The sequence below is a fragment of the Streptomyces sp. R41 genome (assembly GCF_041053055.1).
Classification (GTDB): Bacteria; Actinomycetota; Actinomycetes; order Streptomycetales; family Streptomycetaceae; genus Streptomyces.
On sequence record NZ_CP163443.1, the window covers coordinates 1,488,170 to 1,503,330 of the forward strand.

The following is a 15,161-nucleotide window of genomic DNA, read 5'->3' on the forward strand; positions in this document are numbered from 1 at the left end:
TTCGCGTTCATAAGACTGACAGAAGGACAGGGACGGCGAAAGGACCCGGGATGTCTCCCACACGTGCGGGATCACGGACTTGGCTGACCGAGGAAGACTGCGATCCGGACACATTCCGTCGGCTCGTCGAGCAGCGCACCGACGCCACCCACTACCCCTCGGCGGACCGGGTCGAGCAGAACGTTCCGCTCTACGACAGCGACCGGCTCCGCGCCCTCGCGGTCACCTCGCAGGGTCGTCGGGCGCTGCAGGAGGAACTGGTCCGGGCTCTGCTGGACGGGCCCGGCATCGTGGTCCTCAAGCGGGCGTTCGCCGACGCGGCCGTCGTGGACCGGGCGTCCGACATCTTCAACGCCCTGATCGAAGAAGAGCGTGCCACGGGCGCCGCCCACGGTGACCACTTCGCCAAGCCGGGCGCCAACGACCGCGTGTGGAACGCTCTGGACAAGGTGGCCGTCCGCGCACCGGAGGTCTTCGCCGACTACTACGCGGACGACATGCTGGCACTGGTCTCCGAGGCCTGGCTCGGCCCCGCCTACCAGGTGACCTCGCAGGTCAATGTGGTCAACCCGGGTGGCGCAGCACAGAGTGTGCACCGCGACTACCACCTCGGGTTCCTCTCCCAGGAGCAGGCGGCGGCGTATCCCGCCCATGTGCACCGGCTCTCACCGGTGCTGACCCTCCAGGGTGCGGTCGCGCACTGCGACATGCCCGTCGAGTCGGGCCCGACGCTCTATCTGCCGCACTCCCAGAAGTACGAGCCGGGCTATCTGGCCTGGCGGCTCCCGAAGTTCGTCACGTACTTCGACAAGCACCACGTCCAACTCCCCCTGGAGAAGGGCGACGCCGTCTTCTTCAACCCCGCGCTCTTCCACGCCGCCGGGCACAACCGCTCGACCGGTATCAAGCGCATGGCGAATCTGCTGCAGATCTCCTCCGCCTTCGGCCGCGCCATGGAGAGTGTCGACCGCGAGGCGATGGCTAACGCGCTTTTCCCGGTGCTGCTGCGCCGCAAGGCCGAAGGCGCCTCCGAGGACTGGCTGCGTCGCGTGGTCGCGGCCACGGCGGAGGGCTACCCCTTCCCCACCAACCTGGACCTCGACCCCCCGGTCGACGGTCTCGCACCACCCGCCCAGGCGGACACCGTCTGGCAGGCCGTCACCGAGGGCTGGGCCCCGGAGCGACTGCGCCAGGAACTGCGGGCCGGCGCCAAGCGCCGCCAGAGCTGAAGGAGACACAGCACTCATGGGACTGCTTGAGGACAAGGTCGTCCTCGTCAACGGCGGCAGCCAGGGCCTGGGCGCGGGCATCGTACGGGCCGCCGTGCGAGAGGGCGCGACCGTCGCCTTCACCGGGCGCCGGGCCGAGGCCGGCGAGAAGCTCGCGGCGGACGCGGGTGCCCACTTCATCCGCGCGGACCTCGCCGACCCGGCGCAGGCGCGTGACAGCGTCGTACGGACCGTGGAGACACACGGCCGCATCGACTGCCTGGTCAACGCGGCAGGGCTGACCTCGCGCGGCACGCTCCTGGACACCACCCCGGAGCTGTTCGACGCGCACATCGCCATCAACCTGCGGGCACCGTTCTTCGCGATGCAGGCGACCGCCCAGCACCTGGTGGACCGCAAGTCGCCGGGCACCATCGTCAACATCATCACCTCCTCCGAGCACGGCGGGCAGCCGTTCCTCGCCCCGTACGTCGCCGCCAAGGCCGGACTCGCCGGACTGACCCGCAACGCGGCGCACGCGCACCGCTGGGACCGCATCCGGATCAACGGTCTCGACATCGGCTGGACCGACACCGAGGGCGAGGACGCCACGCAGCGCGCCTTCCACGGCGCGGGCGACGACTGGCGCGATAAGGCCGCCGCGGCACAGCCCATGGGCAAGCTCGGACAGGTCGACGAGATCGCCGACTTCGTCGTCTTTCTGCTCTCCGACCGCAGCGGAGTGGTGACCGGCTCGGTCATCGACTGGGACCAGACCGTCCTCGGCGGACTCGACTGAGCCCCTCCGTGGGCCGAAGGAGCAAGATTCTCATGCGTATGGGCATCATGGGGCTGGGCCGGATCGGCGCGTTCCACGCGGAAACCCTCGCCGGCCTCGACGCGGTGGACTCCCTGGTGGTCACCGACCCGGTGGCCGCGGCCGCCGCCTCGGCCGCGGAGCGGTTCGGAGCCACCGCGGTGAACTCCCCCGAGGCCGTGTTCGCGGCCGGCGTCGACGGCGTCGTGATCGCCGCCGCCACCGACGCGCATCCGGAGCTGATCCTCGCCGCGGTCAAGGCCGGCGTCCCGGTCTTCTGCGAGAAGCCCGTGGCCCGCGGTATCCAGGAGAGCCTGGAGGTGCTGCGCGCCGTGGCGGGCAGCGGCGTCGAGGTGCACATCGGCTACAACAGGCGCTTCGACGCGGGCTGCGTCGCCGCACGCGAGGCCGTGGTGAGCGGCGAACTCGGCAAGCTGCACACCGTACGGTCCACCACGCTGGACCCCGCGCCGCCGCCGGAGGCCTACGTGGCGGTGTCCGGCGGCATCTTCCGGGACTGCTCGGTGCACGACTTCGACATCGTTCGCTGGGTCACCGGCCGTGAGGTCATCGAGGTGTACGCGACCGGCGGCAACCGCGGTGCCGAGTACATCGCGGCCGCGGGTGACGTCGACACCGCGTCCGCGCTTCTCACGCTCGACGACGGCACCATCGCGGTCGTCTCCAACTCCCGGCACAACGCCCGCGGTTACGACGTGCGCCTGGAGCTGCACGGCATGAAGGACAGCATCGCGGTCGGCCTGGAGGACAAACTGCCGCTGCGCTCCGTGGAGCCGGGCGCCACCTTCCCGGCGGGCACCCCGCACCACTTCTTCATGGACCGCTTCGCCGCCGCCTACCGCGCCGAACTCACCGCGTTCACCGAGGTCGTGGCCGGCACGCGCCCCTCCCCCTGCACGGTGGCGGACGCCGTCGAGGCGAGCCGGATCGCCGAGGCGTGCACGCTGTCGCTGGCCGAGCACCGCCCCGTACGTCTGGAGGAGGTGCGCACCGTATGACGGACGAGCCCCTGCGCATCGGCGTCCTGGGCGCGGCCCGGATCGCCGAACTGTCCATCGTCGGGCCGGCCCGTGCGGGCGGCCACCGACTCGTCGCGGTGGCCGCCCGCGACCGCGCCCATGCCGAGACATTCGCCGCCGCGTACGACGTCGAACGCGTCGCCGACTCGTACGCCGACCTCGTCGCCGATCCGAAGATCGAGGTCGTGTACAACCGTTCCTAGAGACTGAGCGGGAACGAGTCCTGTTGCCAGGACTCGTGCTCAGCCGTGTGCCCCGAACGGTTGTGGGCCCACTGGTCCCCCGCTTTCGCTCCGCATCCGGCGCCGACGGATCGTGCCCGTGGTCCGGGAATGCGGGGGCGGGTTTCCTCACGCCCCGAGATGCCCGATTCGGCCTGGACGGTCCGATGCCCCACCGCATCACGCTGGTGCTGTGGGGGCGGGTGCCGTCCGTCGCCGGATCGGGCATCCCAGGGGCGCGCCTTCCGATCGCCACGGCGGCAGCGTCGTGGCGGGTGATTTTGCGCGTCTTTGTGGTCAGGGGCTGCTGCCAGTGCTGGGCGCCCCAACGGCTGGTGTAGGCGGGATCGACGGCGACGATGGTGAGGCCGAGTTCGGCGGCCATGGACACCAGCCGGTTGCGCAGCTTCGCCGTGGGCATGCCGGAGATCAGCTGGCGGAACCGCTTTCGCCGCCCATGCTTCTCCCGGGTCTTCTCCGCCTGGAAGTCCAGGTTTTCGATGGCGAGGGATAGGCCGTGGCGCTGGGCCCAGTGCAGGAGGCGGATCAGGGCATGCCGCACCTGGGCGTCCCGATGCCGCGCGGTGCCGGTCAGGTCGTAGTCGAACCTGCGGGGCTCGCCGACGGGGTTGCCGTGGGTGTCCAGGCGCCAGGCGCCATGTGGTCGGCGTTGGTGTCCACGCCGATCAGCCCGCCGGTACGGACTGCGTCCAGCGGCACGGCCGTGACGGGCGGGATCTGCCAGGAGGCGGTCAGGTACCAGCGGGCACGGGCCACGTCGTGGTGGATGCGGTAGGCCACGGCACGGTTCGCGGTGATGCGGTCGGCCCACTGCTCGCCGCGGTGGCGGAAGCCGGCCCGGCAGGCCAGCACGTACCGGCCGTGCGGCGCGTTCGCCAACCCGGCAAGTGGCGTCGGGAGTTTGATGCTCACCTCACCGTCCGGGGTGACGCGGATGGTCTCGTTCCCGTACCGCTTCCCCGACTCGCCATCGGCCTGGAGGAACCAGCGTTCAGCCTCCCAACGGCTGCGCCACCCCGCCTCGGTCAGCTGGGCGGCTTCGAGGTGGTGCCGGTTGCGCAGCAGCTTCTTGCCACCGCGCACCACCCGCACGCGTCCGGCGTCACGGTCGGCCCGCTCACGCTCCAGCCGGTCTTCGAGCTGGTGCAGGCGCCGGAACTTGGTGAACCACTCCTGCTTCGAACGGTAGCCACCCGGCGAGCCCTTGGAGCCCTTGGCCCCGATCATCGGTTGCGAGAGCCGGTGCGCGATCGTGAGGATGCCTGCTTCGAGGTTGTGGATGCAGGCGAGCTGTCCACGCCGGGCCAGCGCGCATTGGTCATGCGTGGCCTTGGTCATGCTGCCCGCCCAGCGGGAGGACGACTCTGCGGTCAGAGCACGCTTGCGCTGGGCCCACTGGTGGCTGTCATGGTGGATCCCGGCTGCGCAGCGTGCCTTCAGGTCGCGCGAGGCCAGGGAGCCGAGCAGCTCACCAACCAGACGCAGGACCTTCTCGTCATGAGCGGTCAGGCCCTTGAGGCTGGCGCGGATCGCCACCCCGGAGGGCCCGGGCACCACGAACGGGGCCGCCACCTCGCGCAGGCCGCCCATTCCCCACCCCCACCCGGTACCGAAGATCCCAACAACACACCCAACGAGCACCCCTCGCAAAGGTCACCCATTCGATGCAGGAACCTTCGTTCCCCTCCAAGGTCCTTGCGCATATTCGCGACGCTCACTCATGCACACCAGAATGTGCCCAGGCGCTGTCAACCGCCAGCAGTTTCCAACCCCTTGGCCAACGGCCTCCACGGCCCCTGGAACCTGGCCGCCCTCGAAGCCGGCAAGCACGTGCTCCCCGAGAAGCCGTCCGCGAGCAACGCCGAGGAGGCGGCGGAGGTCCAGGAGGCGGCCGCCAGGGCGGGCACCGTCTTCATGGAGGGCTTCCACTATCTCTTCCATCCGGTCACCCGGCGCCTGCACGAGGTGCTGGACAGCGGGGAGTTGGGGGACCTCCGGCACGTCGAGACCATGGTCGCCATGCCCCCGCCGCCGGACGACGACGTACGGTGGTCGCTCCCGCTTGCGGGCGGAGCGCTGATGGACCTGGGGTGCTACAGCGTCTCTGATTAGCTGAGTGATCCTATGCAAGTCGTGGTGTCTGGCATGGGTTCTGCCCACCGTGGAGGGGTGGCGTGGGTGTGCAGGTGGAAGCCCGCGCCCAGTGCTGCTCCTCGTGGCCGGTGTCGGCTGGTGGTGGGTGTGCTGATCGTCGTCACGCCCTGGTGCCGGTGGGCTGCGCGGGGCAGCCGGGTCCGGTCCGTGTGAGCGTGCCCCTCCGGACGCTGGCCCGCCGAACCCGAGGGTCTGGCAGGGGAGGGTGCCCTGCGTCGCCTGGGCGCGGGGCGTGTGGTGCGGTGCCGGGTGGGTCCGGTCTTGGACCGATCAGTCCGGCTGCTCTTCGGCGGCGGCGCCGTGATGACCGCGCCTGCTTCGAGTCTGTCCACCACCGTACGGATCGTCATGGCCCCGCTGGTGCGGTCGGTGACGGTTTTGGTCTGGTGGGTGAGACCGCGGGCGGCGATGCGCCGCCACGCTCCTTGGTCGCGGTCGCCCTGCCAGCCGCAGGAGCCGCACACGGCCCATTTCCAGCCCGGTGTCGTGGGCCGGTCGGGGGCCTTGCGGTGCCGCAGTGGCACCAGGCAGTGCGGGCAGCGCTTGGAGGTGCCTCTGGCCGGGACGGTGACCACGGCGATACCGGCCTCCGCGGCCAGGTGCCGCATACGGTCCACGATCCGGCCGCGCACCGCCTGGGACATGCGGGTGTTGATGCTGCGGCCCATGCCGCGGGCTTCCATCGAACGGAGGTCTTCGACGTAGATGACGCTCGCCCCGGCGGTGATGGCCTGGTCGACGGCCCAGCGGGCGGCGGCCCGGGCCAGCGCGTCGTTGAGGTTCGACCGCCGATAGGAGACGTGCCGGATCTCGTCGGCCAGCACCGCGTGCCTGCCGGTCAAGTAGTGCTCTTCGGCCCCGCCGATGAGCCGCTCGTAGTGGCCGGCCTTGGTGTGCAGGTGCTCGCCCTGACGGCGCAGCCGGTGCTGTTTGGCGAGGACTCCGGCGGCGCGGAACATCGCCCCGGCCCCGAGGGCGGTGATCGTGCCGTCGCCGTGCAGGCGGGCGGCTCCGGCGGACAGCAGGGTGTTCAGCCCCCAGTCCACGCCCAGCGCGACCACATGCCCGGTCCGCTGGATCTTCGGGACGGCGTGGGTGTAGGCGAGATCGGCCCGCACCCGGCCCTGGTGGATGCGCAGGGTGGGCAGGTGCAGCACCACGTTCGCGGGGATCGTCGGCGGCAGCGCGAGCGGACAGGCCACCCACCCCCAGTCCGCGTAGGACCGCGGGTGGGGACGGGTCGGCAGTTGCAGTCGCAGCAGGGCCCGGCCTGGATCGGTCTCGTGCCGTTCGATGGTGTCCTGCTGCCCGTCACAGGCCGACAGCAGCAGCATCCGCGCGCTGCGGGGCGCGGCCTCCACCTCGAACACATCAGCCGGCATCCGACCGTGTTCCTTGACGAAGGCGGCGATCTGCCGGGTACGGGACTTGATCACGCCGGACGGCACAGACCGCCCGCCGGGCACCGCCTCCCGCACCGCATCCCACTCCTCCGCAGTGCGCCTGGCGGGGTCGGCGGGCCAGGTCGCGATGACCGCGGCGGTCAGGTCGGCACGCCACTTCGCCGAACGCAGTGTGCGCCCGGCCGTCTCCTGGGCCATCCGCACGATGCGGTCGTTGACGCGGATGCCCTCGGACGGGCCGACGGCCCAGCCCAGGCGACGCAGGGCCATCCACGCGTTCGACGGCAGCGCACGGCCCCCGGCGTCCTCACCGCGCGCCAGCACGTCCACATCACCGGTATTCCAGTGCTCGGCCAGCAGGGCGGCGGCCATGCCGGACACCAGATCGGCAGCCCAGCCCACCCGCTCCGACAGCACAGCAGCCGACAGGACTTCGCCGCCCCTCTCCTCCACGCCCGTACGCAGCAGACCACGGGCACAGGCGGTGCGGGCAGTCTCACCCTCGCCGAGCGGCAGCTTCCGGCTCACCACCGCCCCCTCCCCGTCCGTGATGCTGTCATCAGATCAACGACACACCCCACAAGAAGGTCACCCATTCGATCCCTGCACTCACATGCGACACAAACACCGAACACACCGCATGACGCCAGCAGATGACGAATCACTACGGATACCTAAGGAGGCATGTGAGCCTGCACGCCCAGCGCATGCTCGCCCCTTGGGCGGGCGGCCCGCCCCGACTGGTCGCCGCGCGGGGCGGCGAGCGAGGCGACAGCGGGGTCCCCCCGGACGGAGTCCGCAGGGCCGACGCTCCCGGAGTCGACGAATGGCTCGACGCCGACCTGGAGTTCCCGGGCGGCGCCACCGGTACCGCCCGCTGCCACATGGCCTACCACGAGTGGCGGATGAGCTGCCGGATCGTGGGCACGCTCGGTGAGGCCACGGCGGTGAACTTCGTCCAGCCACATCTGGACGACCGGGTCGTGGTGCGCACGGCGTCGGGCGAGCGCACCGAGGAGCTCGGCCGCCGGTCCTCGTACACCTACCAGCTCGACGCCTTCGCCGCCCACCTGCGCCACGGTGCGCCGCTGCCTCTCGACGCCGGGGACGCGGTCACCACCATGCGGCTGATCGACGACTGCTACCGGGCGGCCGGGTTTCCGGTACGGCCGCGAACGGTGCTTCCGAGTGCGACCGGTCCTTGAGAGCGCGGTACACCGATTGCGGGGCAATCGCGGCCCACGGTCATTTCAGGATGTTGACGGCCCGGGCGACCACCAGGACCACAGTCACCAGGGAGACCGAGGACTGCAGCATCATCAGCATCTTGGCCCAGCGCGACAGCGGCATCACGTCGGTCGGGCTGAAGGCGGTGGAGTTGGTGAACGACAGGTACAGGTAGTCCAGGAACGCCGGCTCCCAGTCCGGCGGCGCGGCCTGAGGGCTCTGCATCTGCACGAAGAGGAAGTCGGCGAACTGGTGGTGACCGCGGGCCCGCGCCATCGGGCCACCGCGGTCCCACTCCCAGTACCACAGCGCGAACACGATGACGTTCGTCAGCCAGATGCCGCCGCCGGTCAGCAGCAGCGGCCCGGCGTCCTTCCCCTCGGTGCCGTTCACCAGGCCCGCCACCAGCTGGACCGCCGCCCAGCCGTTGGCCAGGCTGATCACGCCGATCAGGGCCAGGCCCAGCCACCGCAGCCACCGGGTCCGGGGCTCGACCCGCCGTGGGTTCGCGGCGATCAGACCGGCCAGCAGCACCAACTCCAGGACCGGCAGCACCCAGTACGGCTGGAGGGTGAGCCGGTGCGGCAGCATCAGCTGGAAGGCGACCGCCACCAGGATCACGGCGGTCACCGCCCAGCGCGGCTCACCCCGCGTCGCCCGGCGCCACGCGGGTGCCACCTCGCGCTCGCGGCTCTCCAGCAGCCGCTCGATCCTGGCCAGGCGGCTCTCGGCGTCGTCCATACCGTCGGTCATGGCGACGATTGTCCCGGGTCACATATTGATCATGTGACCGGCCAGCCCGTGGATGGCCTCCTTGACCGCCTCGCCGAGCGTCGGGTGGCCGTGCACGTTGCGCGCGACCTCGTGGACGGTCAGGTCCCACTGCTGAGCGAGGGTTAGCTCCGGGAGGAGCTCGGTGACCTCGGGGCCGATCAGGTGGGCGCCCAGGAGCTCGCCGTGCCGGGCGTCGCTGAGGATCTTGACGAAGCCCGCGGTGTCGCCCAGACCGTGCGACTTGCCGTTGGCGGTGAACGGGAACTTCGCCACCTGGACGTCGAAGCCCTGCTCGCGGGCCTGCGCTTCGGTCCAGCCGAAACTGGCGATCTGCGGCTGGCAGTAGGTCGCCCGCGGGATCATGACGTAGTCGAGCTCCATGGTCTCCGCGTCGGCGATCGTCTCTGCCGCCACGATGCCCATCGACTCGGCCGCGTGAGCGAGCATCAGCTTCGCCGTCACGTCGCCGATGGCGTAGATGTGCGGGACGCTCGTGCGGCAGCGCCCGTCGATGTCGATCGCCCCACGGTCGGTGAGCTTCACACCGGTGTTCTCCAGGCCGTAGCCCTGCACGCGCGGCTGGAAGCCGATCGCCTGCAGCACCTTGTCGGCCTGCAGCGTTTGCCGCTGGCCGCCCGTGGTCACCATGACCTTGACCGCATCGCCCGAGTCGTTGATCGCCTCGACCCGGGTGGAGGTCAGCACATTGATGCCGAGCCGCTTGTAACGGCGGGTCAGCTCCGCGGAGACCTCCTCGTCCTCCAGCGGGACGATGCGGTCGAGGAACTCGACGAGGGTGACCTGGACGCCGTAGTTGTGCAGTACGTAGGCGAACTCGACGCCGATGGCGCCGGCGCCCGCGATGATGATGCTCTCCGGGAGCGTGTCGGACAGGATCTGCTCCTCGTACGTCACCACGCGCTCGCTGAGCGAGGTACCGGGCAGCAGCTTCGTGGTGGCGCCGGTGGCGATGATGCAGTGGCCGAAGGTGACGGTTTCCGTGCCGCCGTCGGCGAGGGCGACTTGGAGGGTGTGGTCGTCGGTGAAGGTGCCGTGGCCGGTGTACTGGGTGATCTTGTTCTTCTTCATCAGGTAGTGGACGCCCTTGACACGCCCGTCCGCCACCTTGCGACTGCGGGTGAAGGCCTCGCCGTAGTCGAAGCTCACCTCGCCGTTCACCCGGATGCCGAAGGTCTTGGCCTCCTGGGTGAAGATATGCGCCAGCTCTGCGTTGCGCAGCAGCGCCTTCGACGGGATGCACCCCACGTTGAGGCACACTCCGCCCCAGTACTTCTCCTCTACGACCGCCGCGCTGAGGCCGAGCTGGGCGGCCCTGATCGCCGCGACATATCCGCCCGGGCCGGCGCCCAGGACCACCACGTCAAAGTGTGCGCTCATGACGGCCAGCCTAATGCGAGGACAAAGAAAGATCACAAGGTGACCGCGGGCCACGGCGCAGACGCTGCCGACTGCCAGCCGATGGGCCGTCACCCGCCTGTGCCCGACCTTCGCGATCGCCTGCGAGGGCCACGAGGTGACGACGATCGAGGGCCTGGCCAAGAACGAAGAACTCGACGCCAGGCAGCACGCGTTCATCGCCGACGCACATGGTCACGATGGGCGGCAACATGATGCAGCACGTGCTGATGGAGGACTACCTGCGTCGGTTCCGGCTCGGGCCGCGCACGCAGAGCCTGGCCTGGACTGTGGCAGTGGCGCCGGCGGACTGGATCGGGAGTGGGACCTGGGTCCGGACGGCGCGCGGCCTCAGCGGGCAGGAGCGGGACGCGGTCCGGTTCCGGGTGGCGCAGGGCATCACGGGCCGTCCGGGGAACGCCTCGAAGGGGTGGCGGCGATGGGCGGAGGAGGCCTTCCATCCGCCGTAGCCCTGGCGGGAGTTGCTGGACGCGGCGGTCCGTTCGGCGGCCTCAGGCCCGGGCGCGGGCGCGGGCTACACGTACGGCCGGCCGTCACGGCGCTCGGCCGGGAATGCCCGGCGCCGTGCTGCCGAGCCTTCGGCGCAGGCCGCCCCGGGTCTCCGTGGTCATCGACACCTCCGGCTCGGTCAGTGACACCGAACTGGGCAGCGCGATCCTCGATGTTGCCGCGATCTCCCGTGCCGTGGGCGCCCGTCGCGACCGGATCACCGTGCTGCCGTGCGACGCGGCGGCCCGGATCGTGCACCCGCTGTGCCGCGGCGAGGGCATACCGCCGATGGGCGGTGGGGATACGGATCTTCGTGCGGGCTTCGCCAAGGCGCTCCGAGCGAATCCCCGCCCCTATGCCATCGTGGTCCTGACCGACGGCCAGACGCCCTGGCCGGCACGCGACCACCGTGCCGGACGGTGGTGGGTCTGTTCCCTCGGCAGCACGCAGCGAGGTCGTGGGACGAGGACGATCCCGTGCCGGACTCGCCGCCCGACTGGGCACGAGTGGTCGTCATCGGGTCGGCTCCCGCCGCCCGGTGAGGCAGCGATCCCGGGCACTGGAGGGGCTCGCGCCTCAACCCGAAGATCACGGCTCCCGGTGCTCGTGCGACGCCGCTTCCAGCGCCTCGGCCTCCGCCTCCGCCAGGCGTGTCTCGGCCTCGACGTCGATCGACCGGGTGAGCAGCCAGTAGAGCGCCGCGGAGACGGGCAGCCCGATGAACAGGGCGATGTCCGCTCCGCCGAGCGCCTCGGCGGCAGGTCCGACGTAGAGCGTGCCGACGGAGAAGAACGGCACCATCACGGCGAACCCGACCAGGTAGGCGATGATGCCGTGCCAGCCCCAGCGGCCGTAGATGCCGTGCGGATTGAAGATCTCGGCGACCGCGTAGTGGCCGCGGCGCACCACGTAGTAGTCCATGAGGTTGACCGCGGTCCACGGAATGAACAGGTAGAGCACCAGCAGAAGGAAGTTGTTGAAGTTCTCCAGGAAGTGGGCGGTGGCGGCCAGCGCACCCACCACGGAGAGCACCGCGGTGAGGCCGATCGTCACGAGCCGTACGGCCAGGGTCGGCCGCACTCTCTTGAACGAGTCGATCGCGCTGATGAGCGTGAGGGACCCGCCGTACATGTTCAGCGCGGTCACCGAGATCAGGCCCAGGGCGGCGAACAGCAGCACGATCGCGCCGAACCCGCTGAAGACCTTGTCACCCGCGGCGTTGATCGAGCGGATCGTCTCGAAATCCTCGCCCGCCCACGCGGCGAGCAGCGCCCCGAGCATCATCAGCCAGATACCGCCGAGCGCCGACCCGAAGTACGTCCAGTAGAAGGTCTTGCGGACGGTCACGTCCGGAGGGAGGTAGCGGGAGTAGTCCGAGACGTAGATGGCCCAGCTGATCTGGTAACCGGCGACCACGCCGAACTGCGCGAGGAACGGGGTCCACTGGAAGCCGCCGAGGTCGAAGGAGCCGGGGGGATAGTGCAGGGTGACCAGCACGCCCACGGTGAAGACCCCGAAGATGACCAGGAAGGTGTAGGTGAGGACCCGCTCGGCGCGGTGGATGACGTCATAGCCCACCAGCGCGATGACCAGCGCGATGAGGGTGACCACGACGACCCACAGCTTGACGCCGCCGTGCACCGTGGTGTGCAGCGCCTCGCCGGCCAGGATCGTGTTGAAGACGTTGAATCCGGCGTACTGCACATAGGCGAACAGCCACACCAGCAGGGCTCCGACATAGCCGAACTGCGGCCGAGACTGGATCATCTGCGGCAGACCCAGTTGCGGGCCCTGCGCGGAGTGGAAGGCCATGAAGAACGTGCCGAGGATGGTGCCCGCGGCGATGGCGATCAGCGACCAGACGAGGTTGCCGCCCTCGGTGATGCTGATCAGTCCCACCGCCAGAGTGGCGATCTGCGCGTTGGACATGAACCACAGAGGCCCGAGGTGCCACAGCTTTCCGTGCCGCTCGTCCAGGGGGACGTAGTCGATGGAGCGGATTTCCAGACCCGATACCCGTGGCTGTGATGCTGTGGTCACGAGTGCCTCCTTTGATGATATTCACCATCGAATGAGAAGATTCTCCACCCATGACCACGTTCATCCCCCGAGCCGCACCGGTCAAGGAGGACCGTACCGGCCGGTGGGTCCGACCGGCCCGCACTCCTCCGCTTCCCGGCGGGCTGCCGAGGCGGCACCGATAAGCCTACGAAGTGGTAACAGGCGACAACCGTGAGGTAGTTGCCGTGGTCTAGCCCACCATGAAGATCTCTTTCCTGCTCCACAACGCCTACGGAATCGGAGGCACGATCACCACCACGTTCAACTTGGCCCACGCACTGGCCGAGCGGCACGAGGTGGAGATCGTCTCCGCGCTGCGGCACCGGGAGCACCCGACCTTCACCCTGGACCCGAGGGTGTCGCTGCGGCCACTGGTGGACCTCAGGCAGGAGGAGCGGCATCCGTTGCATCTGAGACCGGCGAGGGTGTTCCCGCGCGGCGAGTACCGGTACCGGCAGTACAGCGAGTTGACCGACCAGCGGCTCGGCGAGTGCCTCGCCACGATCGACGCCGACGTCGTGATCGGAACCAGGCCGGGCCTCAACGTGCATCTCGCGCTCCAGGCTCCGCGCCACGTCGTACGCATCGGGCAGGAGCACCTCACCCTGGACAATCATCCGCCGCGGCTGCGCAACACGCTGCGCCGTGCCTACCGTGGGCTCGACGCGATCACCACGGTGACCGAGGCGGACGCCGCCGTCTACCGGCGCAAGATGAGGCTGCCCGGCGTACGGGTGGAGACACTCCCGAACAGCGTGCCGGATCCCGCACTGCCGGCGGCGGACGGCAACGCGAAAGTGGTCGTCGCGGCCGGCCGACTGGTCCCGGTGAAACGGTACGACCTGCTCATCGAGGCCTTCGCCGTGGTCGCCGCCGAACGCCCGGACTGGCAGCTGCGCATCTACGGCAGGGGTGAGCAACACGATCGGCTGCGACAGCTCATCGCGGACCTCGGTCTGTGGAACAACGTCTTCCTGATGGGTGCGGTGGCTCCCATGGAAGCGGAGTGGGTCAAGGGCTCGATCGGAGCGGCCGCCTCCAGCTTCGAGCCGTTCGGCATGACGATCGTCGAGGCGATGCGCTGCGGCCTGCCGGTGGTGAGCACCGACTGCCCCTATGGACCCGGTGAAATCATCCAGGACGGGGTCGACGGCCGGCTCGTTCCGGTCGGGGACCGTGACGCGCTGGGCGCGGCCCTGCTGGAACTGGTCCGTGACGACGACCGGCGCCGCGATACGGGCCGAGCGGCCCTGGAGAACGCGCGGCGGTTCTCTCCCGGCCCTGTGGTCGAGCAGGCCGAGCGCCTGTTCGCCGAGGCGGTCTCGGCGAGAAGGGCGGGGCGACGGGCCGTACAAAGGCGTGCCCGCGTGCACCGCGTCCTCGTCAGCCAGGGTTTCGCCGCCCGCGACGTCGCATCCGCCGCGGCCGGCAGCGCGCTGCGCCTTGCATGGAGGGGGCGGCGGTGAGCGGGGGCGACGGTGCGCAACCACGCGTCGACTGCGTGGTCGATACGGACGGCCGCATCACCTTCGGTCTGCCGATGGGGTCGACCGAAGGTCATCAGTTGCTGCTGCGGCTGCGCCCGAAGAAGGGACAACCCGAGAAGGTCCGTCACGTCCTTGACCTGGAGCTCGCCGACGACGGTCGCCGACGCGCCGTCCTGGGCCCGGACGCCGTTCTCGCGGAGGGCCGGTGGGACGTGTACCTGCTCCGGGAACCGGGATCCCAGCGGCAGCGTGTGCGCCCAGGCCTGCGCGACCTACGGGCCCTCGTCGACGGACACCTGCATGACCGGCGGTCACCGCTGGCCGTGCGCATTCCCTACGTCACCAAGGACGGCTGTCTCGCGGTACGGGCCTGGTTGCGCCCCGCCCACGCGGAGGTCGACGGCATCGACGTCACGGACCGGTCGATGACGGTCGGCGCACGCCTGCACGGCGCCTCGCTCGGGGAGGGAGCCGTCGTATGCCTGCGCCTGCGGGGCGGCAGCGGCACCCTACGCGTCCTCGAGCCGCGGGCCGGCGACGACGGCCGAAGCTTCTCCTTCACCGTCGACTACGAGGAGTTGGACGCCGGCACGGGCGCTGGGAGCGGCGTCTGGGACGTCTTCGTGCAGCCTGCCGCGGCAGCACCTCTCATCCGGGTCGCCCGTCTCCTCGACGACGTGGCGGACCGCAAGGAGGTGTTCGTCTACCCGGCGGTCACGCACGGCGGTGCCGTCCTGCGCCCCTACTACACCGTCGACAACGACCTCTCCGTGACGGTGACGAAGGCTGGTTGAGGCTCGGTCGGCAGCAGGCCCTGGAGGC

At 70.1% G+C, this 15,161-nt stretch carries 9 protein-coding genes and 5 pseudogenes; 9 read left to right on the forward strand and 5 right to left on the reverse strand.

Annotation, left to right across the window (positions count from 1 at the left end; all coding sequences use genetic code 11):
• Positions 1 to 50: 50 nt before the first annotated feature.
• The 4 genes and pseudogenes from AB5J53_RS07040 to AB5J53_RS07055 all read left to right on the forward strand — a co-directional run.
• Complete coding sequence (locus AB5J53_RS07040) at positions 51 to 1,229, forward strand: phytanoyl-CoA dioxygenase family protein (RefSeq protein ID WP_369244748.1); 1,179 nt, start codon at positions 51 to 53, stop codon at positions 1,227 to 1,229.
• A gap of 16 nt (positions 1,230 to 1,245) precedes the next feature.
• On the forward strand, positions 1,246 to 2,007 hold the full coding sequence (locus tag AB5J53_RS07045) for an SDR family oxidoreductase (protein ID WP_369244749.1): 762 nt from the start codon (positions 1,246 to 1,248) through the stop codon (positions 2,005 to 2,007).
• A gap of 32 nt (positions 2,008 to 2,039) precedes the next feature.
• Entirely contained in the window at positions 2,040 to 3,044 is a 1,005-nt protein-coding gene (locus AB5J53_RS07050) for a Gfo/Idh/MocA family oxidoreductase (protein ID WP_369244750.1), read from the forward strand.
• Positions 3,041 to 3,259: pseudogene (locus tag AB5J53_RS07055) on the forward strand (Gfo/Idh/MocA family oxidoreductase); the annotation flags it as partial. The gene AB5J53_RS07050 and the pseudogene AB5J53_RS07055, both read left to right, overlap by 4 nt.
• Positions 3,260 to 3,264: 5 nt before the next feature.
• Here the strand turns inward: AB5J53_RS07055 and AB5J53_RS07060 are convergent.
• Positions 3,265 to 4,897: pseudogene (locus tag AB5J53_RS07060) on the reverse strand (IS200/IS605 family accessory protein TnpB-related protein).
• Here AB5J53_RS07060 and AB5J53_RS07065 point away from each other — a divergent pair.
• A pseudogene (locus AB5J53_RS07065) lies at positions 4,805 to 5,410 on the forward strand (Gfo/Idh/MocA family protein); the annotation flags it as partial. The pseudogenes AB5J53_RS07060 and AB5J53_RS07065 overlap by 93 nt on opposite strands.
• Positions 5,411 to 5,415: 5 nt before the next feature.
• Here AB5J53_RS07065 and AB5J53_RS07070 read toward each other — a convergent pair.
• Positions 5,416 to 7,392 (reverse strand): zinc ribbon domain-containing protein, encoded by a 1,977-nt coding sequence (locus AB5J53_RS07070; RefSeq protein ID WP_369244751.1) that lies wholly within the window; start codon positions 7,390 to 7,392, stop codon positions 5,416 to 5,418.
• A gap of 161 nt (positions 7,393 to 7,553) precedes the next feature.
• Here AB5J53_RS07070 and AB5J53_RS07075 point away from each other — a divergent pair.
• Positions 7,554 to 8,069 (forward strand): annotated as a pseudogene (locus tag AB5J53_RS07075) (Gfo/Idh/MocA family oxidoreductase); the annotation flags it as partial.
• A gap of 40 nt (positions 8,070 to 8,109) precedes the next feature.
• Here AB5J53_RS07075 and AB5J53_RS07080 read toward each other — a convergent pair.
• The gene (locus AB5J53_RS07080; protein WP_369244752.1) at positions 8,110 to 8,844 is read right to left on the reverse strand and encodes a hypothetical protein; all 735 of its coding nucleotides are present in this window, start codon (positions 8,842 to 8,844) and stop codon (positions 8,110 to 8,112) included.
• Positions 8,845 to 8,862: 18 nt separating this feature from the next.
• Complete coding sequence (gene lpdA / locus AB5J53_RS07085; protein WP_369244753.1) at positions 8,863 to 10,263, reverse strand: dihydrolipoyl dehydrogenase; 1,401 nt, start codon at positions 10,261 to 10,263, stop codon at positions 8,863 to 8,865.
• A 245-nt stretch (positions 10,264 to 10,508) separates the two neighbouring features.
• Between lpdA and AB5J53_RS07090 the strand changes: the two are divergent.
• A pseudogene (locus tag AB5J53_RS07090) lies at positions 10,509 to 11,333 on the forward strand (VWA-like domain-containing protein); the annotation flags it as partial.
• Positions 11,334 to 11,379: 46 nt separating this feature from the next.
• Here the strand turns inward: AB5J53_RS07090 and AB5J53_RS07095 are convergent.
• Entirely contained in the window at positions 11,380 to 12,831 is a 1,452-nt protein-coding gene (locus AB5J53_RS07095) for a cytosine permease (protein ID WP_369244754.1), read from the reverse strand.
• 221 nt (positions 12,832 to 13,052) lie between these two features.
• Here AB5J53_RS07095 and AB5J53_RS07100 point away from each other — a divergent pair, with 221 nt between their 5' ends.
• Positions 13,053 to 14,318, forward strand: coding sequence for a glycosyltransferase family 4 protein (locus AB5J53_RS07100; protein WP_369244755.1), 1,266 nt, complete (start codon positions 13,053 to 13,055; stop codon positions 14,316 to 14,318).
• The gene (locus tag AB5J53_RS07105) at positions 14,315 to 15,133 is read left to right on the forward strand and encodes a hypothetical protein (RefSeq protein ID WP_369244756.1); all 819 of its coding nucleotides are present in this window, start codon (positions 14,315 to 14,317) and stop codon (positions 15,131 to 15,133) included. The genes AB5J53_RS07100 and AB5J53_RS07105 overlap by 4 nt, the downstream gene beginning before the upstream one ends.
• Positions 15,134 to 15,161: the final 28 nt, after the last annotated feature.

What these genes read in the sequence shown, in the direction of transcription:
- lpdA (WP_369244753.1), bottom strand. Translation starts at nt 10,263, where the DNA reads ATGAGCGCACACTTTGACGTGGTGGTCCTGGGCGCCGGCCCGGGCGGA.
- AB5J53_RS07040 (WP_369244748.1), top strand. Translation starts at nt 51, where the DNA reads ATGTCTCCCACACGTGCGGGATCACGGACTTGGCTGACCGAGGAAGAC.
- AB5J53_RS07080 (WP_369244752.1), bottom strand. Translation starts at nt 8,844, where the DNA reads ATGACCGACGGTATGGACGACGCCGAGAGCCGCCTGGCCAGGATCGAG.
- AB5J53_RS07045 (WP_369244749.1), top strand. Translation starts at nt 1,246, where the DNA reads ATGGGACTGCTTGAGGACAAGGTCGTCCTCGTCAACGGCGGCAGCCAG.
- AB5J53_RS07050 (WP_369244750.1), top strand. Translation starts at nt 2,040, where the DNA reads ATGCGTATGGGCATCATGGGGCTGGGCCGGATCGGCGCGTTCCACGCG.
- AB5J53_RS07100 (WP_369244755.1), top strand. Translation starts at nt 13,053, where the DNA reads ATGAAGATCTCTTTCCTGCTCCACAACGCCTACGGAATCGGAGGCACG.